The 24864-nt window shown below is 57.2% G+C and carries 23 protein-coding genes; 18 read left to right on the top strand and 5 right to left on the bottom strand.

Annotated features, from left to right (window positions below; genetic code table 11):
• The first annotated feature begins 42 nt into the window (after nucleotides 1–42).
• Both sdhE and AC6I8K_RS15115 read left to right on the top strand, forming a co-directional pair.
• Nucleotides 43–309, top strand: a complete 267-nt coding sequence (gene sdhE / locus AC6I8K_RS15120) for an FAD assembly factor SdhE (protein ID WP_064738096.1) — start codon at nucleotides 43–45, stop codon at nucleotides 307–309.
• Nucleotides 284–703 (top strand): protein YgfX, encoded by a 420-nt coding sequence (locus AC6I8K_RS15115; protein WP_064738095.1) that lies wholly within the window; start codon nucleotides 284–286, stop codon nucleotides 701–703. The genes sdhE and AC6I8K_RS15115 overlap by 26 nt, the downstream gene beginning before the upstream one ends.
• On the opposite strand, the gene fldB is transcribed toward AC6I8K_RS15115, so the two are convergent.
• Nucleotides 700–1218 carry a flavodoxin FldB gene (gene fldB, locus AC6I8K_RS15110; RefSeq protein ID WP_483816081.1) on the bottom strand — a complete coding sequence of 173 codons (519 nt, stop codon included), beginning with the start codon at nucleotides 1216–1218 and terminating at the stop codon, nucleotides 700–702. The two genes, AC6I8K_RS15115 and fldB, sit on opposite strands and share 4 nt — an antisense overlap.
• A 100-nt stretch (nucleotides 1219–1318) precedes the next feature.
• Between fldB and xerD the strand changes: the two genes are divergently transcribed.
• The 3 genes from xerD to recJ are packed head-to-tail and all read left to right on the top strand — an operon-like array spanning nucleotide 1319 to nucleotide 4682.
• Entirely contained in the window at nucleotides 1319–2212 is an 894-nt protein-coding gene (gene xerD, locus AC6I8K_RS15105; protein WP_008108233.1) for a site-specific tyrosine recombinase XerD, read from the top strand.
• A gap of 22 nt (nucleotides 2213–2234) precedes the next feature.
• Entirely contained in the window at nucleotides 2235–2948 is a 714-nt protein-coding gene (dsbC, locus tag AC6I8K_RS15100; protein ID WP_064738092.1) for a bifunctional protein-disulfide isomerase/oxidoreductase DsbC, read from the top strand.
• A gap of 6 nt (nucleotides 2949–2954) precedes the next feature.
• Nucleotides 2955–4682: a single-stranded-DNA-specific exonuclease RecJ gene (gene recJ / locus AC6I8K_RS15095; RefSeq protein ID WP_497826985.1), complete on the top strand. Its 1728-nt coding sequence runs from the start codon at nucleotides 2955–2957 to the stop codon at nucleotides 4680–4682.
• A gap of 149 nt (nucleotides 4683–4831) precedes the next feature.
• Here recJ and AC6I8K_RS15090 read toward each other — a convergent pair whose 3' ends face one another.
• A complete protein-coding gene (locus AC6I8K_RS15090; RefSeq protein ID WP_497826984.1) occupies nucleotides 4832–7588 on the bottom strand; it encodes an autotransporter domain-containing protein in 2757 nt (918 codons plus the stop codon).
• A 553-nt stretch (nucleotides 7589–8141) separates the two neighbouring features.
• On the opposite strand from AC6I8K_RS15090, the gene prfB reads away from it, so the two are divergent.
• From prfB to AC6I8K_RS15045, 9 genes are all read left to right on the top strand, one after another.
• Nucleotides 8142–9240 (top strand): peptide chain release factor 2 gene (prfB, locus tag AC6I8K_RS15085; protein WP_152929142.1). Its coding sequence is split into 2 segments (ribosomal slippage): nucleotides 8142–8216 and nucleotides 8218–9240, totalling 1098 coding nucleotides; the frame shifts between segments, so codons are not numbered across the junction.
• Between the two features lie 9 nt (nucleotides 9241–9249).
• Nucleotides 9250–10770, top strand: coding sequence for a lysine--tRNA ligase (lysS, locus tag AC6I8K_RS15080; protein ID WP_483816078.1), 1521 nt, complete (start codon nucleotides 9250–9252; stop codon nucleotides 10768–10770).
• Between the two features lie 131 nt (nucleotides 10771–10901).
• Complete coding sequence (locus AC6I8K_RS15075) at nucleotides 10902–11753, top strand: MurR/RpiR family transcriptional regulator (RefSeq protein ID WP_064738088.1); 852 nt, start codon at nucleotides 10902–10904, stop codon at nucleotides 11751–11753.
• 262 nt (nucleotides 11754–12015) lie between these two features.
• Entirely contained in the window at nucleotides 12016–12852 is an 837-nt protein-coding gene (locus AC6I8K_RS15070) for a transporter substrate-binding domain-containing protein (RefSeq protein ID WP_497826983.1), read from the top strand.
• 2 nt (nucleotides 12853–12854) lie between these two features.
• A complete protein-coding gene (locus tag AC6I8K_RS15065) occupies nucleotides 12855–13487 on the top strand; it encodes a DUF1989 domain-containing protein (protein WP_064738086.1) in 633 nt (210 codons plus the stop codon).
• The gene (locus AC6I8K_RS15060) at nucleotides 13471–14118 is read left to right on the top strand and encodes an urea carboxylase-associated family protein (protein ID WP_064738085.1); all 648 of its coding nucleotides are present in this window, start codon (nucleotides 13471–13473) and stop codon (nucleotides 14116–14118) included. The genes AC6I8K_RS15065 and AC6I8K_RS15060 overlap by 17 nt, the downstream gene beginning before the upstream one ends.
• A 3-nt stretch (nucleotides 14119–14121) precedes the next feature.
• Entirely contained in the window at nucleotides 14122–14772 is a 651-nt protein-coding gene (locus tag AC6I8K_RS15055; RefSeq protein WP_497826982.1) for an amino acid ABC transporter permease, read from the top strand.
• Nucleotides 14772–15437, top strand: coding sequence for an amino acid ABC transporter permease (locus AC6I8K_RS15050; RefSeq protein WP_497826981.1), 666 nt, complete (start codon nucleotides 14772–14774; stop codon nucleotides 15435–15437). The genes AC6I8K_RS15055 and AC6I8K_RS15050 overlap by 1 nt, the downstream gene beginning before the upstream one ends.
• A 13-nt stretch (nucleotides 15438–15450) precedes the next feature.
• Nucleotides 15451–16122 (top strand): DUF1989 domain-containing protein, encoded by a 672-nt coding sequence (locus AC6I8K_RS15045; RefSeq protein ID WP_483816073.1) that lies wholly within the window; start codon nucleotides 15451–15453, stop codon nucleotides 16120–16122.
• A 123-nt stretch (nucleotides 16123–16245) separates the two neighbouring features.
• Here AC6I8K_RS15045 and AC6I8K_RS15040 read toward each other — a convergent pair whose 3' ends face one another.
• The gene (locus AC6I8K_RS15040) at nucleotides 16246–16872 is read right to left on the bottom strand and encodes a hypothetical protein (protein ID WP_064738081.1); all 627 of its coding nucleotides are present in this window, start codon (nucleotides 16870–16872) and stop codon (nucleotides 16246–16248) included.
• Between the two features lie 364 nt (nucleotides 16873–17236).
• Here AC6I8K_RS15040 and AC6I8K_RS15035 point away from each other — a divergent pair, with 364 nt between their 5' ends.
• Nucleotides 17237–18400 carry an MFS transporter gene (locus AC6I8K_RS15035; RefSeq protein WP_483816072.1) on the top strand — a complete coding sequence of 388 codons (1164 nt, stop codon included), beginning with the start codon at nucleotides 17237–17239 and terminating at the stop codon, nucleotides 18398–18400.
• On the opposite strand, the gene AC6I8K_RS15030 is transcribed toward AC6I8K_RS15035, so the two are convergent.
• A complete protein-coding gene (locus AC6I8K_RS15030; protein WP_497826980.1) occupies nucleotides 18397–19317 on the bottom strand; it encodes a LysR family transcriptional regulator in 921 nt (306 codons plus the stop codon). The two genes, AC6I8K_RS15035 and AC6I8K_RS15030, sit on opposite strands and share 4 nt — an antisense overlap.
• 110 nt (nucleotides 19318–19427) lie before the next feature.
• Between AC6I8K_RS15030 and lysA the strand changes: the two genes are divergently transcribed.
• A complete protein-coding gene (gene lysA / locus AC6I8K_RS15025; RefSeq protein ID WP_483816070.1) occupies nucleotides 19428–20681 on the top strand; it encodes a diaminopimelate decarboxylase in 1254 nt (417 codons plus the stop codon).
• Nucleotides 20681–21130 (top strand): GNAT family N-acetyltransferase, encoded by a 450-nt coding sequence (locus tag AC6I8K_RS15020; protein ID WP_497826979.1) that lies wholly within the window; start codon nucleotides 20681–20683, stop codon nucleotides 21128–21130. Before lysA ends, AC6I8K_RS15020 begins: the two co-directional genes overlap by 1 nt.
• 83 nt (nucleotides 21131–21213) lie before the next feature.
• On the opposite strand, the gene galR is transcribed toward AC6I8K_RS15020, so the two are convergent.
• Nucleotides 21214–22215, bottom strand: a complete 1002-nt coding sequence (gene galR, locus AC6I8K_RS15015) for an HTH-type transcriptional regulator GalR (RefSeq protein ID WP_064738076.1) — start codon at nucleotides 22213–22215, stop codon at nucleotides 21214–21216.
• Nucleotides 22216–22411: 196 nt separating this feature from the next.
• On the opposite strand from galR, the gene AC6I8K_RS15010 reads away from it, so the two are divergent.
• On the top strand, nucleotides 22412–24685 hold the full coding sequence (locus tag AC6I8K_RS15010) for a molybdopterin-dependent oxidoreductase (RefSeq protein WP_497826978.1): 2274 nt from the start codon (nucleotides 22412–22414) through the stop codon (nucleotides 24683–24685).
• Nucleotides 24686–24864 lie beyond the last annotated feature (179 nt).

Raw genomic sequence — 24864 nt, 5'->3', positions numbered from 1 at the left:
AGGTACACTGAGCACCACTGTTTTAGTCATGGAACCAGAGACATGGAAATTAATGACAAAGCCCGCGTCCAATGGGCATGCCGTCGCGGCATGCTGGAGCTGGATATCGCAATTATGCCGTTTTTCAAATACGAATATGATTCACTGACCGAGACCGATAAGCAGGTATTTATCGCGCTGTTAAAGAGTGACGATCCTGACCTGTTCAACTGGTTGATGAATCACGGCGAACCGGTCGATCCCGAGTTCAAACGCATGGTGAAACTGATTCAGCAGCGCAACCGTGAACGCGGTCCGGTGGCAATGTGATCTGCGGGCGTCACGCAGTGCGCGCGCACTGAATGTGACGCTATCTCTGCTGTGCGGCGGTTTACTGCTGGTGCTGGATTGGCCTGACGCGTGGGCATGGGGCAAAGCGCCGGTATTATTGCTGCTGCTGGCGGAATGCTGGCGCAACGAGCGCCGCCTGGTGCAGCGCGTAGGTTGTCTGGCGCTGGACGTGAAGGGCAATTGGCTGTGGCGCGGTTCGCGCTGGCGAGCAGAACGCAAGGCAGATTGGTTGCCGTGCGGCGTCTTATTGGTGCTGCGTAATCAGCAGGGTGAACGCTGGCGGCTGTGGTTAATGCATGACAACCTGCCGTCCGGTGAATGGCGCACGTTACGCGCCTGCTGTTTTCTGCAAAATGGGCACACGCCGCCTTAAAGCAGCGCTGCGGTTTCCGTCAGAATCTGTTCGCACCACTGTTCGACGCGCTCATCGCTCAGTTCGAACTGGTTGACATCGTCGAGCGCCAGGCCAACAAACTGCGTGCCATCGGCGGTTAGCGGTTTTTTGCTGGTGAACTCATAGCCTTCCAGCGGCCAGTAACCCACAAACTGCACGCCCATCGGCTGCAACAGATCGTGCAGCATGCCGAGTGCATCGAGAAACCATTCGGCGTATTCACCCTGGTCGCCCATGCCGTACAGCGCCACGATTTTTCCGCGCAAATTCAGCGCCGGTATCTGCGGCCAAATCGCTTCCCAATCTTCCTGCAACTCACCGAAATCCCATGTCGGGATGCCGAGGATCAGTAAATCGTACTGCTCCATCAGCGAGGGATCGTCATCTTTCAAATTGTGCAGCGTGACTAATTCTTCACCGATAAAGTCGCGAATTTTCTCCGCGGTCATCTCCGTGTAACAGGTGCTGGACCCGTAAAACAATCCGATATTCATGCAATTAATGCTCTGACTTGAACTGACTCGGGCGCAATTGTACCAGAAGCAGGCTACTTTCAGGCATAATGAGCACGATTTCACACGGGCGGAGAGAACAGTGCAGGACAGCGATCTGATCGAACAGTTTCTGGATGCGCTTTGGATTGAGCGTAATCTGGCGCAGAACACGCTCGCCTCTTACCGGCAGGATCTGCAAACGCTCACCGGCTGGCTGCATCACCACGATCGCACGCTATTGACGCTGGAAGCGCTTGATTTGCAGCAATTTCTCGCCGAGCGCGTCGAGGGTGGCTATAAAGCCACTAGCTCAGCGCGTACCCTCAGCGCTATCCGCCGCTTGTGCCAATATCTTTATCGGGAAAAAGTGCGCAGCGACGATCCCAGCGCGCTGCTCTCAGCCCCCAAACTGCCGCAGCGTCTGCCGAAAGATCTCAGCGAAAATCAGGTCGAACGTTTGCTGCAGGCACCGAGCATTGATGTGCCGCTCGAACTGCGCGACAAGGCGATGCTGGAGTTGCTGTACGCCACCGGATTACGCGTAACGGAGCTGGTAGGTTTGACCATCAGCGATATCAGCCTGCGTCAGGGCGTGGTACGCGTGATCGGTAAAGGCAACAAAGAGCGCCTCGTGCCGTTAGGTGAAGAAGCGGTTTACTGGATTGAATACTATATGGAACATGGTCGGCCGTGGCTGCTCAACGGGCAAACGCTGGACGTGATGTTTCCCAGCCAGCGCGCGCAACAAATGACGCGCCAGACCTTCTGGCATCGCATCAAGCACTATGCGACCCTTGCCGGAATCGATAGCGAAAAGCTGTCGCCGCACGTGCTGCGCCACGCATTTGCCACACATTTACTGAACCACGGCGCCGATTTGCGCGTCGTACAAATGTTGCTGGGCCACAGCGACCTCTCGACTACCCAAATTTATACGCATGTCGCCACTGAGCGTCTGCGTCTGTTACATCAACAGCATCATCCGCGCGCTTGAGATGCGGTAACAAGGATTTAAGATGAAAAAGCAGCTAACGATGCTGGCTCTGCTGGTCAGTGCATTCACTGGCTTGGCGCATGCCGATGACAACGCTATTCAGCAAACGCTGAAAAAACTGGGATTGCAGCAGGCTGAAATCCAGCCGTCACCACTGCCGGGTATCAAAACGGTGCTGACTGAAAGCGGTGTGCTCTATGTTTCCGAAGATGGTAAGCATATGATTCAGGGCCCGCTGTATGATGTCAGCGGCACGCAGCCAATCAACGTCACCAACCAACTGCTGGACAAAAAAGTCAGCGCGCTGGCACCTGACATGATTGTCTATAAAGCGCCGAAAGAGCAGCACGTGATCACCGTGTTCACCGACATCACCTGCGGCTACTGCCGCAAGCTGCACGAGCAGATGGCCGACTACAACGCGCTCGGTATCACCGTGCGTTATCTGGCCTTCCCGCGTGAAGGTCTGAATGGCCAGGTGGAAAAAGCCATGCGCGCCATCTGGTGTAGCGCCGATCGGAACAAAGCGTTTGATGCGGCGATGAAAGGCGATGCGCCACAAATGGATGCGCCGGCTACCTGCAAAATCAATATCGAGCAGCAGTACAAACTCGGCATCCTGTTTGGCATTCAGGGCACGCCCGCCATTCTTACCGATAGCGGCATGATGATTCCTGGCTATCAAGGGCCGCAAGAGCTGAAGCAGGTGCTCGATGGCCAGAAGCGCGGCGGTTAACGCACAGTGAAGCATTCTGTTGAATTGCGTCGGCGCGAAGCCGAAACCGACGCCAGCTTACCCGCTGATTTGCCCCCTTTGCTGCGCCGGTTGTATCTGCAACGTGGCGTGAAAGAGGCGTTGGAACTGGAGCGCGGGGCAAAACACCTGCTGCCGTGGCAAACGCTCGGTGGTATTGACGCCGCCGTTACGCTGCTGCACCAGATGTTGCTCGCGGGCAAACGCATTGTGGTGGTGGGCGATTTCGATGCCGATGGTGCCACCAGCACCGCCCTAACCGTGCTGGCACTGCGCAGCTTGGGCGGCAATGTGGATTATCTGGTACCGAACCGTTTTGAAGATGGCTACGGCCTGAGTCCGGAAGTGGTTGATCAGGCCAAAGCACGCGGCGCGGAGATGATTCTCACCGTCGATAATGGCATCTCATCACATGCTGGTGTCGATACCGCGCATCAGCATGGTATTCCGGTACTCATCACCGATCACCATTTGCCGGGCGAAACCGTGCCCGCTGCCGAAGCGATAGTGAACCCCAACCTCAACGACAGCGAATTCCCTTCGCGCTCATTGGCGGGGGTGGGTGTTGCCTTCTATCTGATGCTGGCGCTGCGTGCCTATCTGCGTCAGCAAAACTGGTTTGGCGAAGGGCGCATTGAGCCGAATCTGGCTGAACTGCTGGATCTGGTGGCGCTGGGTACGGTCGCCGATGTGGTGCCGCTGGATGCCAACAACCGTATTCTGGTGTGGCAAGGTCTGAGCCGTATCCGCGCCGGCAAATGCCGCGCCGGCATTCGCGCGCTGCTGGAGATCGCCAACCGCGATGCGCGTCAACTTGCCGCCAGCGATCTTGGTTTTGCCGTAGGACCGCGCCTTAACGCCGCGGGTCGTCTGGACGATATGTCAGTCGGCGTGGCATTGCTGCTCACCGAAGATATCTCCGAGGCGCGCATGCTGGCGAATGAGCTCGATGCGCTGAATCAGACGCGCAAAGAGATTGAGCAAGGCATGAAGAGTGAAGCGCTGGCGCTGTGCGATGCACTGGAGCGTCAGCACACTGATTTGCCGTTGGGTCTGGCGTTTTACCATCCGGAGTGGCATCAGGGCGTGGTCGGCATTCTGGCGTCGCGGCTGAAAGAGCGTTTTCATCGTCCGGTGATAGCCTTCGCTCCCGCCGGAGACGGCGTGCTGAAAGGTTCTGGCCGTTCGATTGCCGGTTTGCACCTGCGCGATGCGCTGGAGCGTCTCGACACCCTGTTCCCGGGTTTAATGATCAAATTTGGTGGCCACGCCATGGCGGCCGGTTTGTCACTGGAAACCGCGAAGTACGACGAATTCCGTGAGCGTTTTGCCGCATTAATAGATGAGTGGCTGGATGGCGAAGCATTGCAGGGCGTGATTTGGTCGGACGGCGAACTGCACGCGCAAGAGTTTACGCTGCGCACCGCGGAAATGCTGCGTGAAGCCGGTCCGTGGGGACAAGCGTTCCCGGAACCGGTGTTCGACGGTAAGTTCAAACTACTGCAGCAGCGGTTAGTCGGCGAGCGCCATTTAAAAGTGATGGTCGAGCCGCTCGGCGGCGGCCCGCTGTTAGATGGTATTGCCTTTAACGTGGATACCACGCTGTGGCCAGACAGCAGCGTGCGTCAGGTGCAACTGGCCTACAAGCTGGATATCAATGAATACCGCGGCAATCGTTCGGTACAGCTGATTATTGATCACATCTGGCCGATGTAGGTTGCATCAATTGCATCGCGCAATGCATTGCGCCGCTACAAGATGTAGGTTGCATCAATTGCATCGCGCAATGCATTGCGCCGCTACAATATGTGCACGTATTTGTAGCGGCGCGATTTATCGCGCTCTTTTGACCTTCACAGCGCTTTTTAGAAGCTCACATCCACACCACCGCGCAGCACTTTCTCGTCGCCGCGATCGGCGAAGTGCTGATCGGCGCGCAGGAACAGATGTGCACGTGACGCCTGCGCCACATCCAACCGCACGCCTAACCACTGCGAACGACGATCGAGTTGCATACCAGGAAGGGTAAAGCGGTTCTGGACATCGCCAAATCCGCCCCAGCGTGCGCTCACATCCATCGACGGATTGTTAAACGCGTACTGATATTCACCATACACACTCACCATGCTCCACAAGCCCGCCGACCAATCCTGCCGGGCGCTGATATTCAAGCCGCTATAGCCGACGCTGCGTCGATAGCTGTCGCCGTCACCGCTCAGGCCGAACGCGCTGCCTTTATCCTCAAATGCACCGGTATCCAGTCCAGTTTCACGCCAGCCGAGATAAGGCTCCAGGCGATAATTATCTTCAATCGTCCAGCGATAGCCGCTTTGCAGCGCCGCCTGCCAGCTGTTGCTGCTGGTGGTCGATGACACCGGCGAGGCTTCATCCAGTAACACCAGACGCTTCAACTCATCGCGCCCATGTTGATAACTGAGATTGCCCTGCAGATACCATTCCGGCGTTAAATCGTAGCGACCATACAGCATCGCGCCTTGCAGACGGTTGCGGCTGGTGCCGCCGGTTTGGTCGTACGTTGAATCGATCTGATTCTGCGTCCAGGCAACGCCCACGCGCAGACCTGAAACACCCAAATCGCTATCCACGCCGAGTGCGGTAAGTGTGTTGCGATAATCGGTGCCAAGATAGCCAGCCTGATCCAGCGAACCGCGCAGTTGACCGCTCTCCAGCCAGAAACCGTAACGATTGTCGGCGCTGGCATCGGCGATGCGGTTACTCAGCAGACGCGTTTGATAATCCAGCGCGTTAAACAGCACCGCGATGCTGGATGCATGCGCCTGGCCAGAAAGTGAATTGATGGCGGCCTGCGCGCTGTTGGCATCGGCCAGCGTCTGCAACGCACCGGCCGCCCCAAGCGCCGACTGCTGCGCACGGCTAAGCGAACCCTGTTGCTGCCAGCTATCCGCCACGCTAAACGCCTGCTCCAGATTCGCTGCCGTTTGCTGCGTGCTGGCACCGCTCAGGCCCATTGCCGCTGCTGCTGCCGCGGTGTTTTTACGGGTCAGTTGGCCGGTTACGCTGTTGGCGTTGTAGCTGACCGTACCATCAAGGAACACGCCAGTATTGACCTGACTGAACTGGCCGCTAACGCCTGCATCGCTGGTGAGTAAAGTTTCCTGCTGTTTCACTACATAAGTTGATGAAGGCGGTGCGAGGTTCAGCGTACCGTCCAGCGTCGCGTGGCCGGCTACGCGCAGCGGACTGTCCAGCGCGATATTCAGCACGCCATTGCTGCGTTGCTGGTAATCGCCTTGCACCTGCAAGCCGCCGTTGACCGAACCCTGATTGAGCAAGCTGCCGCCAATCACGCCGCTGCCGCCCAATGTGCCGCTGCCGCTGACGTTGGCACTGCCTGCAATCGCGCCATCAATCAGCAAAGTATTGGCTGAAACGCTGGTCTGACCGAGGTAACTGTTATTGGCGGTTAATTGCAGTACGCCGCCATTATGGGCGCCGTCCAGTATCAGGCCACGATCGCCGCTGATGGCATTGGAGAAGACATACTTGCCCGCATCGAGGCTGGCGTGAAAATCATTGGCCCAAAACATCGCCGGACCGTTCAGCGCCTTCGCCTGGTTGAGATCGCCCCAGCCGAAGGTATTGTTATAAGGCCGCCCGTTGGCGCTATCCGCCGCGCCCGCATAGGCATCGCTGCGATAAGTGGCGGTGGTTAGCAGAGTTTGTTGCAGGTTGTAACCGCTCATCCACGGAAAACGCTGCAACACTTGCGATGCCGCCGCCGCCGCGCGCGGTGCGGCAAACGAGGTACCGTAACTGCGCACATTCACCCAACTGCCATCGGTATTCTGAAAGCGATAATCGGTGTAACCGGGCGCGCTCAGGCACCATGCGGCGGCGTTGCCGCAGGCATCAAATGGCCCGGTTAACGCAGCGCGATTGGCGGTGTCGTACGAAGTGCTCTCCATCACGCCGGTAACGGCCAGCATATTTTTTTGCAGATCGCTGTCCTGATAAATCAGCGGCAGTTGGGCGTTTGGCGAAGGCGTCTCGGTGCCGCCGTTGCCGGTGATCACCACCGCCAAACCGTCAGCCGCGGCAATATCGCGCATGCTTTGCACCAGCACCTGATAGCGGGGCTGCGCATCGGTTAAAGCCTGCGCGGTGGTTAAGCGCTCGCTCGAGGCATACGACATATTGAAAATACGCACGCCCTGGCTAAGCAGGCCGTTTACCGCGCGCGCGGTATCATCGTATTTGAACACGTTGTTCTGCGAGGATTGCGCCACATACAGCGTACTGGCCGGCGATAAACCCAGCAGTGTCAGCGCCACCACCGTACCGTGGCCGTTGATCCCCTGATTATCGTTTAAGGCAGTGCCGCCGCCCACATAGCTGGTGAACTGCACGTTGGCATAATTAATTTCACTGCGATCCGGCGACAACCCTGAATCAATAATGCCGACTTTGCTGGCATTTCCAGAGGCGCTGGGCTGGGCTGGCGTGGGTGGAACAGGCATGCCGGTGGTGGGCGGGGGCGAAGCGCTTCCGCCGCTACCCCCGCCACCGCCACCACAGGCGGTAAGTAACAAAGGCATTAATAAGGAAAGCAGGCGCGGAGAAGTGCGCAAAACGGTATACATCAATGCTCCTTCATGTCTCTGAGGACATGTTGCGCCCGCTCACGTAACGGGCGCTGATTACTGTGTTATTCCCTGTCGAAAATACGCATTCCTGGCGGGCGTGGTGACAAACGTTTTGGACATAAGTGATGTCCAATGGGGGGATAGTCACTAAGCAAAATGATAAAGGGGCGCTAACAAATCGATAGGCTGAATATCAGCTGCTTAATGGCGTTATTTGAGACGTTTCTGCTTTTTTGCAGGAAATTTCTCACAGGACGATTCTTAATGATTTAACGTTATAAATCATGATCTTTAATGACGTCTTTCGGTGCGAATAGCTCAATTTTTGCAGGAAAATTCTTAAGAAGGTTTTGAGCGCGATGCGTTTGCTGAGGCGTTTTGGAAATCCTCGCGAGTGAAGCTTTCCAGAAGAATGAAAACTTTTTTTGCTGATGCCGATGCACGCGCATGCCTGCCGCGTGCAATGCTACAAAGTGCGCACACTTTCGGGTAAACTAGCGCGTTAGTTTTTATCTCCTTTCACCGAATCGTCAAAAAAGACTGAAAAGCCATGTTTGAAATTAATCCGGTCAAAAATCGTATTCAGGACCTCAGTGAGCGCAGCGACGTTCTTCGGGGGTATCTTTGACTACGATGCCAAGAAAGAACGCCTCGAAGAAGTAAACGCCGAGCTGGAGCAGCCGGACGTCTGGAACGAACCTGAGCGTGCGCAAGCACTGGGTAAAGAACGCGCTTCGCTGGAAGCGGTGGTGGAAACCTTAGATCACATGCGTCAGGGCCTGGAAGATGTGCAGGGCCTGCTGGATCTGGCGGTAGAAGCCGACGATGAAGAGACCTTCAACGAAGCCGTTGCCGAGCTGGATGCGCTGGAAGTGAAGCTGGGCGAACTGGAATTCCGTCGTATGTTCTCCGGCGAATATGACAGCGCTGACTGCTACATGGATATTCAGGCCGGTTCCGGCGGCACCGAAGCGCAGGATTGGGCCAGCATGCTGCTGCGTATGTATCTGCGCTGGGCCGAAGCCAAAGGCTATAAAACCGAAATTATCGAAGAGTCAGACGGTGAAGTGGCCGGTACCAAATCCGCCACCATTAAAATCATCGGCGACTACGCGTTTGGCTGGCTGCGCACCGAAACCGGCGTGCATCGCCTGGTGCGTAAGAGCCCGTTCGATTCCGGTGGCCGTCGTCATACCTCATTCAGTTCGGTGTTTATCTATCCGGAAGTGGATGACAACATCGATATCGACATCAATCCCGCCGATCTGCGTATCGACGTTTACCGCGCCTCCGGTGCGGGCGGCCAGCACGTCAACAAAACCGAGTCAGCGGTGCGTATTACCCACTTGCCGACCAACATTGTGGTGCAGTGCCAGAACGACCGTTCACAGCACAAGAACAAAGATCAGGCCTTCAAGCAGTTACGCGCCAAGCTGTACGAATATGAGATGCAGAAGAAAAACGCGGACAAGCAGGCAGCGGAAGATAACAAGTCTGATATCGGCTGGGGCAGCCAGATCCGTTCTTATGTTCTCGACGATTCACGCATCAAGGATCTGCGCACTGGCGTAGAGACCCGCAACACCCAGGCGGTGTTGGATGGCGATATCGATCGTTTTATTGAAGCAAGTTTAAAAGCAGGGCTATAAGGAACCGACATGTCTGAACAACAACCGCAGAGCGCTGATGCCGCCCTTGAGTTAAATAACGAACTGAAAGCGCGTCGCGAAAAACTCAGCGCGCTGCGTGAAAAAGGCGTGGCGTTTCCAAACGATTTCCGCCGCGATACCACGTCCGATGTGCTGCACGCCAGCTATGACGCGAAAGAGAACGAAGAGCTGGAAGCGCTGGGCGTAGAAGTCAGCGTCGCTGGTCGTATGATGACGCGCCGCATTATGGGTAAAGCGTCATTCGCCACCCTGCAGGATGTCGGCGGCCAGATTCAGATCTACGTATCACGCGACGATCTGCCAGAAGGCGTCTACAACGAGCAGTTTAAGAAGTGGGATCTGGGCGATATCCTCGGTGCACGCGGTAAGCTGTTCAAAACCAAAACCGGTGAGTTGTCGATCCACATCACTGAGCTGCGTCTGCTGACCAAAGCACTGCGTCCGCTGCCGGACAAATTCCATGGTCTGGCCGATCAGGAAACCCGTTATCGTCAGCGTTACCTCGATCTGATCTCCAACGACGATTCGCGCAAAACCTTTAAAATTCGCTCACAAATCATGGCCGGTATCCGCCAGTTCATGGTTAACCGCGACTTTATGGAAGTGGAAACCCCGATGATGCAGGTGATCCCGGGCGGTGCTTCCGCGCGTCCGTTCATCACCCATCACAATGCGCTCGACATCGATATGTACCTGCGTATTGCGCCAGAACTGTACCTGAAGCGTCTGGTGGTGGGCGGTTTTGATCGCGTATTCGAGATCAACCGTAACTTCCGTAACGAAGGTATTTCGCCGCGTCATAACCCAGAGTTCACCATGATGGAACTCTATATGGCGTATGCGGATTACAAAGATCTGATCGAACTGACCGAAAGCCTGTTCCGTACCCTGGCGCAAGACGTGCTGGGCACCACGGAAGTGCCGTATGGCGATCACAGCTTCGATTTCGGTAAGCCGTTCGAGAAGCTCACCATGCGTGAAGCGATCAAGAAATACCGTCCGGAAACCGACCTGAGCGATCTGGAAGACTTCGACAAAGCGGTAGCGATTGCCAAATCGCTGCACATCAAAGTCGAGAAGAGCTGGGGCCTGGGCCGCGTGGTAACAGAGATCTTCGAAGAGACCGCTGAAGCGCATCTGATTCAGCCAACCTTCATCACCGAATACCCGGCTGAAGTCTCACCGCTGGCGCGTCGTAACGACGAGAACCCGGAAATCACCGATCGCTTTGAGTTCTTCATCGGCGGCCGTGAAATCGGTAACGGCTTCTCGGAGCTGAACGATGCCGAAGATCAGGCTGAGCGTTTCCTGCAGCAGGTGAATGCCAAAGAGTCTGGCGACGACGAAGCAATGTTCTATGACGAAGACTATGTCACCGCGCTGGAGCACGGCCTGCCGCCAACCGCGGGACTGGGCATTGGTATCGACCGTATGGTGATGCTGTTTACCAACAGCCACACCATCCGCGACGTGATCCTGTTCCCGGCACTGCGCCCGACCGCAAAGTAATCCTCTCTGGTATCAGGTAGGGTCGCCATTCATGGCGACCTTTATTTATTCCCGTCTCCCAACACAAAATTCCAGATGACAACCCGGCACGCTCTGTGCAGGATGGTTTTTTTCTTTTTCAGGGAATCACCATGAGTGCAAAAGCGGCAACGTTAGAGGGCCGAATTCGTCAGCACTGGGATCAGCTCTCCAGCCACGAGCAGCGCTTAGCCGACGTGCTTCTTGCCGCGCCCGGACAGCTAGCCATGAATACCGCCACCGAACTGGCGCACAGCGCGGGCGTCTCCAAAGCCACCACCACCCGTTTCTTCCGCCATCTCGGCTACGAAAGCTATGAAGCCGCACGCCGTCAGGCGCGTGAGATGCAGAGCAGCGGATCGCCGCTCTATCTGCAACCGGCGCCCAGCGCATCACCGCTGGCCAGCATCATGCAGCAGCACCTGGAAAAAGAGATCGCCAACCTGGTCAACAGCTATCGCACGCTGGATAGCGAACAGCTGCAGCAAGCGGTTACTGCCATCAGCGCGGCGCGGCGCGTGGTGGTGATGGGCTGGCGGCATAGCCAAACTATCGCCCATCTGATCTACCGCGACCTGATCCATATTCATTCCGATGTGCGTCTGCTGCCACGTCCCGGCGATTCGCTGGCGGAACACATGGCGGCGCTTACGGCGCAAGACGTGGTGATTTGCGTCGGTCTGCGGCGACGCATGCCAGCGCTGGAAGCGGCAATGAACGCGCTGGCCGAGCGCAATGTCCCCATGCTGTATATCGCCGATGTGCTCTCCGGCAAACCGGTGCGCCACGCGCAATGGGTGATCCGCTGCCACACCGACAGTAGCCTGATCTTCGACAGCACCGCCGCGCTCTCTGGCGTGTGCAATCTGCTCTGTTCACTGGTGGCCCGACAAATGGGTAAAGCCAGCAACGATCACCTCGCGCAAATTGAAGCGCTGCACCAATCCCTCGACGAGCTTGAATAGTGCGCCGTGCTGGCGCATTTTGCGCCAGAAATCGCCCCAACATAGTGCAACCCTGCCAAATATCCCTCCAGCAATAGCCGCCGTCCCGCCCATCAATGAAACCTATGAAATTAAAAATAAAAACAAAGAAACAATTGTTTCCAATTGATTTTGTTAGCTAAAGATAGATCTGGCGTGATGCACTCAGGGCAGTGGTGAAAAAGCTGGCACAAAACATGCTCAGTAGAAAAAGACATTTCACCAACACCAGGGAAACACCATAATGAAAAAAACAGCACTGCTGATCGCCGCACTTCTCTCCGTGGGCACCATGGCGCAGGCGCAAGCCGATACGCTGGCCGACATCAAAAGCAGCGGCAAAATCACCGTTGGTATCGATCCAACCTTTCCTCCCTACGAATACACCGATGACAAAGGTGAGATCACCGGCTACAGCGTGGCGATCATGCAATCCTTCGCCAAAGATCTCGGCGTGAAACTGGAGTTCCAGAAAACCGCCTTCAGCGGCATCTTGCCGGGCCTGATCTCCGGTTCGTTCAATGCTGAAGGTTCGTCTCTTAACGTGACTGCGGAACGCGCGAAGAAGGTGTTGTTCACCGTGCCATACAGCAAAACCGTTAACGGCGTGCTGGTGCGCGAAGCCGAGGCGAAAACCTTCAGCGGCAAAACCCTGAGTCCGGAAAGTTTGTCTGGCCTGCGCGGCGCAGTGAAAACCGCCAGCGTGCCGGAGCAGCTGCTGAAGGGCTTCAACGAGCAGTTGAAGAAAGAGGGCAAAAAACCGATCACCATCATCAACGTCGATTCGCTGGATCAAACCGTCAGTACGCTGATGACCAAACGCGCCGATTTCGTCTATGACGACATCTCAGTGCTGGCACCGGTAGCGAAAAAGTACGCCGGTAAAGTGGCACAGGTGGGCGAAGTTGGCCCGTCGCAGTGGATGGGGTGGGCGACACGTAAAGAAGATGGCAGCCTGAACAAAGCCATTAGCGACCACATTCTGGCAATGCAGAAAGATGGCGAGCTGACCAAGCTGCAGCAGCAGTATCTCGGCACCACCTTCAGCGTGCCCGCCAGCGACTTCATTCCGCAGGAGTAATTATGTGCCAGTCCAACCTGACGGTGCCTGCCGGCTTTGGCAAAACTTTCCGCGTGCGCAAGGGCCAGTTTATTACCGTGATTGATAGCGAAGGGCAGCAGGCGGCCGATTTTGTCGCGGTAAACGCTGACGACCTCAACGAAAAGCTGTCGCCGGTGCATACGCGCCAGCAACTGCGCTCGCTGTTCTTCAAGCCGGGCGACGCGCTGTGGTCGAGTGAAAATCGCCCAATGCTGCGCATTCTTGCCGACAGCATTGGCATTCACGATGCCAACGTCCCGGCCTGCGATCGCACCCGTTTCAGCGTCGATTTCGGCGTCGATGGGCATCGCAACTGCGTTGATAACCTGCTGGAAGGCATGAAGGAATTTGGCGTGACTTACTTCTCGCTGCCGGAGCCGTTCAACCTGTTTCAAAACGGCCCGGTGACCGCCGATGGCCGCATGGAAGTCACCGATCCCAACAGCAAAGCAGGCGATAGCATTACCTTTGAAGCGCTTTGTGACTTGATCTGCTCGGTGTCATCTTGCCCGCAGGACATCATTCCCGGCAACGGTTTGCAGGTCACGCCGATTGATATCGTGGTCAGTGACCATTTTCACGCTCAGGAGATGAATCATGCTGTTAATGCGTGAAAATTATGAAGAAACCGCCGTGCGCACGCTGGCCGAGCCGGTGCAGGTTGCGCCGGGCAGCGTGGGTTCGATTCGCGTGCTGCGCGGTCAGCTGCTGCGCATTACTGCGCAGGGCGATGGCGCTGTTGCCTCGCTGTTTGGCTTTAGCCTGGCCGATCCCGCCGTATGGCTGTCAGTGCACCACACGCGGGTGTTCAGCAACAGTTATCTGCTCGGATCGGGGATGCGTCTGGTGAATAACCGCCGCCGTCCGATGATGGTGCTGGGTAAAGACAGCGTGAAGCGTCACGACCTGCTGCTGCCGGCCTCCACCACGGCGTTTCTCACTGAGCGCGGCTATCCGGGCGTAGGTTGCCTTGATGCTTTGCGTGGCGAGCTGGCGCGTCTCGGCTTGGTGGTGCCGAAGTTGCCGGATCCCATCAACCTGTTTATGCACGTCAAATTAACGCGCGAAGGGGATATTCTACCGGAAACCAATCTGACCAAAGCCGGTGACAGCATTACCTGTCGCGTGGTGATGGATACGCAGTTCATCGTCTCCGCCTGCAACACCGGCATTGAGGGCAACGATAAGCCCGCGCCGCTGCTGCTGTCAGTGGCGGAAAACCTGCACGATTTTAACGCGGAGTAACGCATGGGGCTGGATCAACAGGTAGTGGCCGCGCTGCCGGAACTCGGACACGGCCTGCTGATGACGTTGCTGCTCACCGTGCTGGCGTCGCTCGTCAGCGTAGTGATGGGGCAGCTTGGCTGCTTTCTACAGCTGCGTCGTGCCTGGGTCTGGCGCGCCATCGGCCGCCTGTATGTCAGCCTGATGCGCGGCACCCCGGCGATTGTGCAGCTGTTTGTGGTGTTTTTCACGCTGCCGCGGCTGGGATTGGGTGGACAACCGATGCTGGCGGCGGTGATTGCCATCGGCCTCAACAGCGGCGCGTACGTGGCGGAAATCCTGCGCGTTAATCGCAGCCTGGTGACGCGCGGCCAGCTTGAAGCCGCGCGCACGCTGGGATTGAGCCGTTTTCTCACCTGGTGGTACGTGATCAACCCGCAGGTGATGCGTGCCAGCCTGCCGATGCTGGTCAATGAGTTCACCATTCTGCTGAAAACCACGCCGCTGGCGTCGGTGGTAGCGCTGACCGAACTGACCTACGCCGGACAGATCGTTATCGCCCGCACCTACGAAGCCACGCAGGTGCTGCTGCTGGTGGCGGCCGGCTATTTGCTGATTGCCATGCCGTTGATTGCGGCGGCGCGTCGTCTGGAAGCAAAACGGAGGTTGGCATAATGGATTGGCAGGCCATTCTCACCTCTTTACCGTCGCTCGGTGACGGCCTGGTCGCCACTTTGCAACTCTGTTTCGTGGCGGCACTCTGCGCGCTGCTGTGGGGCACGGTGTTAGCCGCGCTGCTGATGCGCGCCTCGCCGTTCTGGCTGCGGGTGCTCAATCTGTACAGCGGGTTAACTCTCGCGCTGCCGCTGCTGGTGGTGATCTATCTGCTTTACTTCGTACTGCCGGAATATGACATCACGCTGTCGTCGCCGGTGGTTGGCGTGCTGGCGCTGACGCTCTACTACGCACCCTATATCGCGCAGGTGATCCGCTCGGCGATCGATGCGCTGCCAAAAGGGCAGTGGGAAGCGTGCCGCGTGCTGGGCTTAAGCCGCAGCGAGCAATTACGTGATGTGGTGCTGCCACAAACGCTGCCGCAGATGCTGTCGCCGCTGGTCGGGCTGATGATCGGTTTGATTAAAGACTCAGCGCTGCTGTCGATTGTCTCGGTGCAGGAGTTTATGTACGCCGCCAAACAGGCGATTTCGGATACCTACGCGCCGCTGGAGATTTACCTCACGGTGGCGCTCTGTTACTGGCTGCTCAACAGCGCGATCGACTGGCTGGCGCGCGGCCTTGAATCTCGCATGACGCGCTATCGTCGCGCCACGCAGCACTAATCTGGAGAACAACATGTCAGCTGAATTTCAGCATCGTGAAGTGATAACTATCCCGGCGCGCTTCGGTAAAGCGGTGCGACTGAAGAAAGGTGAAGCAGTGCAGGTGATTAACCTGCACGGCACGCAGGTGGTAGATTGCTGGGCCTACAACGCCGAGGATGTGAGTGAATATATGTGCATGGAGGCGACGCGAGTGTGGAATCAGCGGCTTAATCCAAAAGTGGGCGACAGCTTTATCACCAGCCAGCGCCATCCGATTTTGACGCTGGTGGCGGATACGTCGCCGGGCGTACACGATACGTTTATGGCTGCCTGCGACGCGCGCCGCTATGAGCTGCTCGGCTGCACCGAACCGCATCGCAACTGCCATGACAACCTGTTTGAAGGCATGCGCGAGCTGGGCGTGACGCTGCCGCACGGCAATCTGGCCTCGTTTAATATCTTTATGAATATTCAGGTGCAGCCGGACGGCATCACGCTGAAGACGCTGCCGGTGGTGACCAAACCGGGCGACTACATCGTATTGCGCGCCGAGATGGATTGCTTCGTGGCGTTTTCCGCCTGTCCGCAGGATATCGTCAGCATTCAGGGGCAGGGCGACAACACCCCGCGTGATGCCGAGCTGCGCATTTTGACCAGCGGCTTCCCGCAGGTGCAGCTGAAGGGCGCGTGGGTTCCCGCATAATTCCCGGCGCACATAAATGCATCATCAGATTTTGTGCGTATATTGAAACGGTGCGCATTAATGCGCACCCTACAGGTGTCGTAGGGTCGCCATTCATGGCGACCTTGTTTTAATCAGCACAATCTACGACTTCACCACCCCATCCAGCCACGCCTGAAAACGCGCATAAGGCACATACAGCGCCACATTTTTAAACAGCGTCTTGCCGCTTTTATTGTCATCGATCTGGCTGCTGTAGCCGACAATCACGCCTGCCAGCGTATCATCGCTAGCGTTATACACTGCGCCACCGGACATGCCTTTCACCACGCCAGCATTGGCCGCCACCACCACACAACTGGGCTTGTTCCAGTCATTCGCCAGCGTGGTATTGATCAAATTTTTACCACTCGATGCCACCGGCATGGCTGAAATAAAGCTGTAACCATACAAATTCACGTCATCGCCGATATGGCTGTTTCGAAAAGGCGGAGGCAGATTGGCTTCACTGTTTTTGTGGTACACCACGGCGATATCGCACTCGGGATGCCAGGCTTTCACCCGATAGAGCGAATACTTCGCCACATGTGCCGCCGTTAGGCTGTACTCGGGCGTGAGAGGAATGGTGGTACCCAGCGCACCGATGCCCAGCACCGTGGGAATGCCGGTGACGGTCATATCAACGCGTTTTGCTGCTTCTTTGCTGTATTCGTAGTGCCCGACTGAGCAGCCGCTTAGGCAGCCGACCGTCAGCGCGATGAGCCATCGCATACGCTCTCCCCTCGATTTTTGATACCCCTTTACCGGGCAATCCATTGAGGTATCGGCAGTGCACGTCCATCCTTTACATATTGATTTTCCGTCAAAAGCTAACTCGCCGTGATAGCGATCACATGCCTTTCAAGCGTAGCGCGGAAACATCACTCTGTCTCAATGGTTCGCCTGGGTCATTTTCCCGCGCAGGGATTATTGCTGCGGCGGCAAAATAGCTTTGCGGCGCGCGGGGTGGTTGCAGTGAAAAGCCTATGCTTTAATAACAATGTGACGCAGTTCAAATTTTAATAAGCGTCTGTTGTAACCGTACTGCGCTCGCAGTGCGGCCCGCCTGCAATGAAAATATTTGGGAGAGTGTGTTATGCCTGTTGCATTACTGGCGCTGGCGCTGAGTGCGTTCGCCATCGGCACCACGGAGTTCGTCATCATGGGTTTGCTGCCGGATGTGGCGGGCGATCTGCAGGTGTCGATTCCTTCTGCGGGATGGCTAATCAGCGGTTACGCGCTGGGCGTGGCTATCGGCGCGCCGATCATGGCTTTGTTGACCGCCAAACTGCCGCGTAAACGAACGCTGATCCTGCTGATGATCATCTTCATCATTGGCAACGTACTGTGTGCGCTGGCCTATACCTACAATCTACTGATGCTGGCGCGTGTGGTGACGGCGTTGTGTCATGGCGCCTTCTTCGGCATTGGCGCGGTGGTGGCGGCGAGTCTGGTGGCGCCGAGTCGTCAGGCGTCTGCTGTGGCGCTGATGTTCACCGGTTTGACGCTGGCCAACGTGCTTGGCGTGCCACTCGGCACCTGGTTTGGACAGATGTTTGGCTGGCGCGCCACCTTCTGGGGTGTGGCGATTATCGGCATCTTCGCCTTTATCGCGCTGATCGTCAGCCTGCCGAACAACAAAGAAGAGAAGCCGGTGCATCTGGCGAGCGAAATCAGCGCGCTGGCCAACGGCAAACTGTGGCTGTCGCTGCTGATGACGGTGTTCTTTGCGGCGGCGATGTTCGCGCTGTTCAGCTACATTGCCCCGCTGCTGCTGGAGGTGACTGGCATCTCGGATCGGGGCGTCAGCTGGACGCTGTTCCTGATTGGTGCCGGTCTGACCGTCGGCAACATCCTCGGCGGCAAGCTGGCCGACTGGAAAGTCTCATTCAGCCTGATCCTCAGCTTTGTGCTGATTGCGGTGTTTTCACTGCTGTTCAGCTGGACCAGCCATGCGCTGTGGCTGGCGGAAATCACCCTGTTCCTGTGGGCGATGGCGACCTTTGCCACCGTGCCAGGCTTGCAGATTAACGTGGTGCGCCACGGCAAAGATGCGCCGAACCTGGTCTCTACGCTGAACATCTCCGCCTTCAACGTCGGCAATGCGCTCGGTGCGTGGGTCGGTGGCGCGGTAATCGAGCAAGGTTATGGCCTGACGTCGGTGCCGGTTGCCGCTGCCGCGCTCGCGGCAGTTGGACTGGTGATCTGCCTGATAACCTTCCGCAAATCGGGCGGGCAGGGCGCAGCGGTCAACGCTTAAGCCAGCCGCTCGGCAATACGTTGTGGAAACGCGGCCACCTGCTGTTGCAGGTGGTCGCAGAAGTGATCGACCAGCGCCGAAGCCGGCCGATGCTGCGGCCGTACCAGGCTGACGGTGAAAGGCACGGCGATACTGAAACGACGCATCACCACTCCGCTGTCGGCGTAATCCAGCGCCGTCAGCGGATTCACAATTGATATCCCCACGCCCGCGCGCACCATGGCGCACACCGACGCCGCGCTGTGCGTCTCCAACACCAATCGACGCTCCACATTCTGCTCATGAAATAGCGAGTCCAGCAGCTGGCGATAGCTGTCGCTGCGCGACAGGCTAACGTAGTTCTCTCCATGAAAATCCTGTGGCGTCAGAACCTCACGTTGGCAAAGCGGATGCTGTGGCGGCAGCACGCATACTTCATCACAGGTCAGCAGCGGCAGGCGTTCGGTGCCCGCAGGCGCATGCTGGGTTTCGGTCAGACCGAGGTCGTAACGCTGCGCCGACAGCCACTCTTCCAGCAGTGGCGACTCCTGCGGAATGATATTCAGGCTGACCTGCGGATAGCGCTGCAAAAAGGGTTGCAGCACCGGCGGCAGCAGCGACTGTGAAAATACCGGCAAGCAGGCGATCGACAATTCACCCTGGCGAAACTGGCGCAGTCCTTCAGCGGCATCCATGATGCGATCCAGTCCGTACCACGAGCGCTGCACCTCTTCGTACAGCCGCAAGCCTTGCACCGTCGGCTGCAAGCGGCCGCGCACCCGTTCAAACAGTTGCAGGCCGAGCTGCTGCTCCAGCCGCGCCAGCTCGCGGCTCACCGTCGGCTGCGAGGTATGCAACAGCGTTGCCGCCTGCGTCAGGTTGCCGCTGGTCATCACCGCGTGAAAAATTTCGATATGTCGCCAGTTAATTTTTGCCATCACGTCCTCCGCTGAAGCCATATCATATTTGTATAGATGTCGCTAAAACAGATATTTTTATGAATTGCTGCGCTGTGGCTAAATAACACCAAAGCCACAGGAGAATTGACATGCCACGTCCACTGAATAACACCGAAACGGCGCTGAACGCCGCCAATTTACTGCCGCTGGCGCAGCGTTATGCCGGGCCATTTTGGGCGTACGACGCCGCGATTATTCAGCAGCGCATTGCGCAGCTGAGCGCATTTGATGTGGTGCGTTTTGCGCAGAAAGCCTGCTCCAATATTCATATTCTGCGTCTGATGCGGGCGGCGGGCGTCAAAGTGGATTCGGTGTCGCTGGGTGAAATTGAGCGTGCCATCGCCGCCGGTTATCAACCGGGCGGCGAAGATATTGTTTTTACCGCCGATGTGTTTGATCAGCCGACGCTGGCACGCATTGCAGAGCTGAAGGTGCCGGTCAATGCCGGTTCGGTGGATATGCTGCATCAATTGGGTGAAGTGTCGCCGGGCCACGCGGTGTGGCTGCGCATCAACCCTGGTTTTGGTCACGGGCATAGCCAGAAAACCAACACCGGTGGTGAGAACAGCAAACACGGTATCTGGCACAGCGATCTGCCGCTGGCGCTGGCGGCGATCCAACAACACGGCCTGCGTCTGGTGGGTTTGCATATGCACATCGGTTCCGGCGTGGATTACGCGCATCTGCAGCAGGTGTGTGACGCAATGGTCGATCAGGTGGTGACGTTTGGTCAGGATCTGCAGGCGATTTCTGCCGGTGGCGGTTTATCGATTCCGTATCGTGTTGGCGAAGAAGCCATTGATACCCAGCACTATTACGGCTTGTGGAACGGCGCACGTGAGCGCATCGCCGCGCATCTCGGCCATGCGGTGAAACTGGAGATCGAACCAGGCCGCTTCCTGGTGGCTGAATCGGGCGTGCTGGTATCGCAGGTACGCGCGGTGAAAGCGATGGGCAGCCGTCACTTTGTGCTGGTCGATGCCGGTTTCAGCGATTTGATGCGCCCATCCATGTACGGTAGCTATCATCATATTTCGCTGCTGCCGGTGGAGGGTCGCGCGCTGGGTGACGAAACCGTAGAGAGTGTGGTGGCCGGCCCGCTGTGTGAATCTGGCGACGTGTTCACGCAGTTGGAAGGCGGCAAAGTGGAAACCCGCGCGCTGCCTGCGGCGCAGGTCGGGGATTATTTGGTATTCCATGATACCGGCGCGTACGGCGCGTCGATGTCGTCTAACTACAACAGCCGTCCGCTGATTCCGGAAGTGTTGTTTGAGAATGGCGCGGCGCGGGAAATTCGTCGTGCGCAGACCATCGAGGAATTGCTGGCGCTGGAGCTGATCTGATGAAGATCGTTGCGCTCAGCGCGGTGCCGCATCACGCCACACAGATCACCGATTGGCTGTGGCAGGCGTTTGGTGATGGCACCTCGCGTGCGTTTTACGACAGCATTGTGCGCAGTAGCCTCAACGGCGCCGATTTCCCGGTGACCTTCGTGGCGCTTGACGGCGATATACCGCTCGGCATGGTGGGATTTTGGCGCTGCGATTTGATCAGTCGTCAGGATCTTTATCCGTGGGTAGCCGCGTTATTCGTTGAGGAATCCGCGCGCGGCAAAGGATTGAGTGAAGCGCTGCAGCAGCATGTGATTGATTTCGCGCGTCAGCGTGGACATAACAAGCTGTGGTTGTGGGCAACGTTTGGTGGTTATTACGAACGTTTTGGCTGGCAGTATCAGTGCGACGCGCTGGAGTTCCCGGATGTGCAGGTGAAGGTGTATGCGCGGGATTTGTAGTTGCACAACGCACTGAATCGTAGCGGCGCGATTTATCGCGCAATAAATTGCGCCGCTACAAATTGTGCGGCGCGCAATCTTGCTTAACCCGGCCCGCTCACCGAATGGCGTCGTACCAGCGTCGGGCTAAACATATTGGTCACTTCCGGCATCTCGCCGCCATTGGCTAACGCTAGCGCCAGTTGCGCCGCCTGTTGCGCCATGGTGACAATCGGATAGCGCACCGTCGTCAATCGTGGACGCACATAGCGCGACACCAGCACATCATCGAAGCCAATCAGCGACATCTCTTCCGGCACGCGAATCCCGTTGTCGCTCAGCACCGCCAGCGCACCGGCGGCCATCGAATCGTTGTAACAGGCCACCGCCGTGAACTGTTTGCCGCGGCCCATCAATTCGGTCATCGCCTGCTCGCCGCCCACTTCATCCGGTTCGCCCCATGCCACTAAACGATCGTTACACGGTAAACCGTGCTCTTTCAGCGCATCGTAATAACCCTGCAGCCGATCTTCGGCATCGGAAATGGTGTGCGTGGAGCAGATAAAAGCGATTTGCGTGTGGCCTTGCTGAATCAGATGACGCGTGGCCAGCCACGCGCCGTAGCGGTCATCCAGCGCGATACAGCGATTTTCAAAGCCTTTGAGCAGGCGATTCAGCAGCACCATACCTGGCACCTGCTTCATCAACATCTCTAAATCGTCGTCGGGGATTTTCTTGGCGTGTACCACTAAGGCAGCACAGCGATGGCGCATCAGTTGCTCAATCGCCTGACGCTCTTTTTGCTCATTGTGGTAACCGTTACCAATCAGCAAAAAGTTGCCGGTCTGGCCCGCAACTTCATCCACCGCTTTCACCATCGCGCCAAAAAACGGGTCGGAAACATCGCCCACCACTAAACCGAGAGTTTCGGTGGATTGCTGCGCCAGGGCGCGTGCGTTGGCGTTCGGGTGATACTGCAACTGCTCCATTGCCTGAGTGACGGCGAGGCGCGAACTCTCGCTGGCTTTGGGCGAATTATTGATGACGCGGGAAACGGTCGCGACCGAGACCCCAGCCATACGGGCAACATCCTTAATGGTAGCCATGCGATTATCGACATCCGGGAAAACGTTTACACAGACCACCAGTGTTACGGAAAACCCACCCTGTAGCAACCCGCCAGAATGCCAGCGCTGTCGCAAAAGCACGGAAAATCAGACGCTCACAGCCGCGCTTCAGCTCAGTGACAGGCCCATGTTATGCTGCCAAACATACTCACACCTGCCTGCCGGACCCAATACCATGAAAACTCGCGTGCCACATCTGGCGCACTGGGGCGCTTTTACCGCCGTCACCGAAAACGATCGCCTGATTGGCTGTGAACCGTTCTTCGCCGATGCCGATCCGTCTCCGATGCTCAACACTATTCCTGAACTGGTCTATTCGGATAAACGCATCCGTCAGCCGATGGTGCGCCGTTCGTGGTTGAAGTCGCGCGAGAACAGCGACCGCACGCTACGTGGCCGCGAAGATTTTGTGGCGGTGGATTGGGATACCGCGCTGGATTTAGTCGCAGAAGAGAATCGCCGCGTGCGCGATCGCTACGGCGCTTCCGGCATTTTCAACGGCTCTTACGGCTGGTCATCGGCGGGGCGCGTCAACCATGCGCGCACGCTGATTCGTCGCTTCTATTTTCAGGGCGGCGGCGGGGTGGATCAGCAAGGTAACTACAGCTGGGGTGCGGCGCAGTTCTTCCTGCCGTACGTGATCGGCACCTACATGCCGCTGACCGGTCGCGTGACCGATTGGCCGGAAGTGGTACAGCACGCCGATATCTTTATCGCCTTCGGCGGCCTGGCGCTAAAAAACGCGCAGGTGGCGTCCGGCGGAGCAGGGCAGCATAGCCTTAAACCGGCGCTGGAGCAGCTCAGCGCCAAAGGCACGCCGATCATCAACATTAGCCCGATGCGCGATGATTGTCCGGCGTTCGTGAATGCCGAGTGGATTCCGATTCGCCCCAACACCGACGTGGCGCTAATGCTGGCGTTGGGTTTCGAAATTACCCGTCGCAACGCGCTGGATGTAAGCTTCCTCGCCAGCCACTGCACTGGCTGGCCGCAGCTGCGCAGCTATTTGCTGGGTGAAAGCGATGGCATCGTCAAAACGCCTGAGTGGGCAAGCAGCATTACCGGCATTCCGGCGGCGCGTATTGCCTTGCTGGCGCAACAGCTGATTGGCAAACGCAGTTTTATTACCTGCTCCTATTCAGTACAGCGCGCCCATCGCGGCGAACAGCCGTACTGGATGATGATTGCGCTGTCGTCGATGCTCGGGCAGCCGGGCTTGCCGGGCGGCGGTTTCTCGTTTGGTCACGGTTCAATGAACAGCGTCGGCAATCCGCGTCAGGATGGTCCGGCACCGATGATGAGCACCGGCCCGAATCCGGGCAATTTATCGATTCCGGTGGCGCGCATCAGCGACATGCTGCTCAATCCGGGTCAGCCGTATCATTTCCAGGGCGAAACCCAGCACTATCCTGATATCCACTTAGTACACTGGGCGGGCGGCAATCCGTTCCATCATCATCAGCAGCTCAATCGTCTGGTGGAAGGCTGGCAGCGCCCGGATACGGTGATTGTGCAGGATATCGTCTGGACGCCGGCGGCGCAGATGGCGGATATCGTGTTGCCCGCCACCACCACGCTCGAGCGCAACGATCTTGGCGGCTCATCGCGCGATCGCTTCGTGCTGGCGATGCATCAGGCGATTAAGCCGCAGCATCAGGCGCGCAACGATTTCGATATCTTTGCCGATATCGCCGATCGTCTTGGCTATCGTGATGTGTTCACTGAAGGACGTAACGAGATGCAGTGGATTGAGCATCTGTATCAGCAATGCGCGACAGCCCATGCGCGCAGAGATATTCATTTCCCGGAGTTCGGTGAATTCTGGGATCGCGGGTTTGTCGAGATTCCCGAAGGCGGCAAGCCGTTCGTGTTTATGGATGATTTCCGCGCCAATCCGCAGGCGCATCCGATTCAAACCGCCAGCGGCAAAATTGAGCTGTTTTGCCAAACCATCGCCGATTATCAGCTGGAGGATTTCGCCGGTCATCCCGAGTGGCGCGAGCCGCAGGAGTGGCTGGGCGCGCCGCTCAGCGCGCAGTTCCCGCTGCATATGATCTCCATTCAGCCGTCGGATCGTCTGCACAGCCAGATGGATGCCACCGCCACGGTACAAGCCAATAAAACTGCCGGGCATGAGACGCTGTATATGCATCCGCAGGATGCCGCCGCGCGTGAAATTCAGGATGGCGATGAGATTGAAGTGAGCAACGCGCGCGGTCGTATGCTGGCCGGTGTGCGCCTGACCGACGGTTTAACGCCAGGCGTCGTGATCATCGCCACCGGCGCCTGGTTCGATCCGGGATTTGGTCGCGCATGGCAGCCGTGGGATCGCGCGGGTAACCCGAATGTCCTGACATTAGACATCGGCACCTCATCGTTAACTCAGGGGCCAAACGCCATGAGTTGCCTGGTGGAAATCAAAAAACATCGGATTTGCACAAACAGTTAACAATCTCACCGCTGGTTACATTTTGCGGGTAACTGTTGCGTTTAGGAGATGGTTTCTCATCCTGCCGCCTTGCTACAGTCAGGGTCCCAGAGGTATTGATGGGTGAACATCAAAAAGTTTTCTTGATTACACCGACCTGCGCAGATGCGCAGGTTTTTTTTTGCTTAACGAATCGAAAC

This window comes from Pantoea sp. X-Soil-ISGK-421, from assembly GCF_059730785.1.
This window is presented reverse-complemented; position numbering and strand designations above follow the sequence as displayed.

Bases quoted from the DNA above. Each gene is read 5' to 3' on its own strand.
- sdhE (WP_064738096.1), top strand. From the start codon at position 43: ATGGAAATTAATGACAAAGCCCGCGTCCAATGGGCATGCCGTCGCGGC.
- fldB (WP_483816081.1), bottom strand. From the start codon at position 1,218: ATGAATATCGGATTGTTTTACGGGTCCAGCACCTGTTACACGGAGATG.
- dsbC (WP_064738092.1), top strand. From the start codon at position 2,235: ATGAAAAAGCAGCTAACGATGCTGGCTCTGCTGGTCAGTGCATTCACT.
- AC6I8K_RS15090 (WP_497826984.1), bottom strand. From the start codon at position 7,588: ATGTATACCGTTTTGCGCACTTCTCCGCGCCTGCTTTCCTTATTAATG.
- lysS (WP_483816078.1), top strand. From the start codon at position 9,250: ATGTCTGAACAACAACCGCAGAGCGCTGATGCCGCCCTTGAGTTAAAT.
- AC6I8K_RS15075 (WP_064738088.1), top strand. From the start codon at position 10,902: ATGAGTGCAAAAGCGGCAACGTTAGAGGGCCGAATTCGTCAGCACTGG.
- AC6I8K_RS15070 (WP_497826983.1), top strand. From the start codon at position 12,016: ATGAAAAAAACAGCACTGCTGATCGCCGCACTTCTCTCCGTGGGCACC.
- AC6I8K_RS15065 (WP_064738086.1), top strand. From the start codon at position 12,855: ATGTGCCAGTCCAACCTGACGGTGCCTGCCGGCTTTGGCAAAACTTTC.
- AC6I8K_RS15060 (WP_064738085.1), top strand. From the start codon at position 13,471: ATGCTGTTAATGCGTGAAAATTATGAAGAAACCGCCGTGCGCACGCTG.
- AC6I8K_RS15055 (WP_497826982.1), top strand. From the start codon at position 14,122: ATGGGGCTGGATCAACAGGTAGTGGCCGCGCTGCCGGAACTCGGACAC.
- AC6I8K_RS15050 (WP_497826981.1), top strand. From the start codon at position 14,772: ATGGATTGGCAGGCCATTCTCACCTCTTTACCGTCGCTCGGTGACGGC.
- AC6I8K_RS15045 (WP_483816073.1), top strand. From the start codon at position 15,451: ATGTCAGCTGAATTTCAGCATCGTGAAGTGATAACTATCCCGGCGCGC.
- AC6I8K_RS15040 (WP_064738081.1), bottom strand. From the start codon at position 16,872: ATGCGATGGCTCATCGCGCTGACGGTCGGCTGCCTAAGCGGCTGCTCA.
- AC6I8K_RS15035 (WP_483816072.1), top strand. From the start codon at position 17,237: ATGCCTGTTGCATTACTGGCGCTGGCGCTGAGTGCGTTCGCCATCGGC.
- AC6I8K_RS15030 (WP_497826980.1), bottom strand. From the start codon at position 19,317: ATGGCAAAAATTAACTGGCGACATATCGAAATTTTTCACGCGGTGATG.
- lysA (WP_483816070.1), top strand. From the start codon at position 19,428: ATGCCACGTCCACTGAATAACACCGAAACGGCGCTGAACGCCGCCAAT.
- AC6I8K_RS15020 (WP_497826979.1), top strand. From the start codon at position 20,681: ATGAAGATCGTTGCGCTCAGCGCGGTGCCGCATCACGCCACACAGATC.
- galR (WP_064738076.1), bottom strand. From the start codon at position 22,215: ATGGCTACCATTAAGGATGTTGCCCGTATGGCTGGGGTCTCGGTCGCG.
- AC6I8K_RS15010 (WP_497826978.1), top strand. From the start codon at position 22,412: ATGAAAACTCGCGTGCCACATCTGGCGCACTGGGGCGCTTTTACCGCC.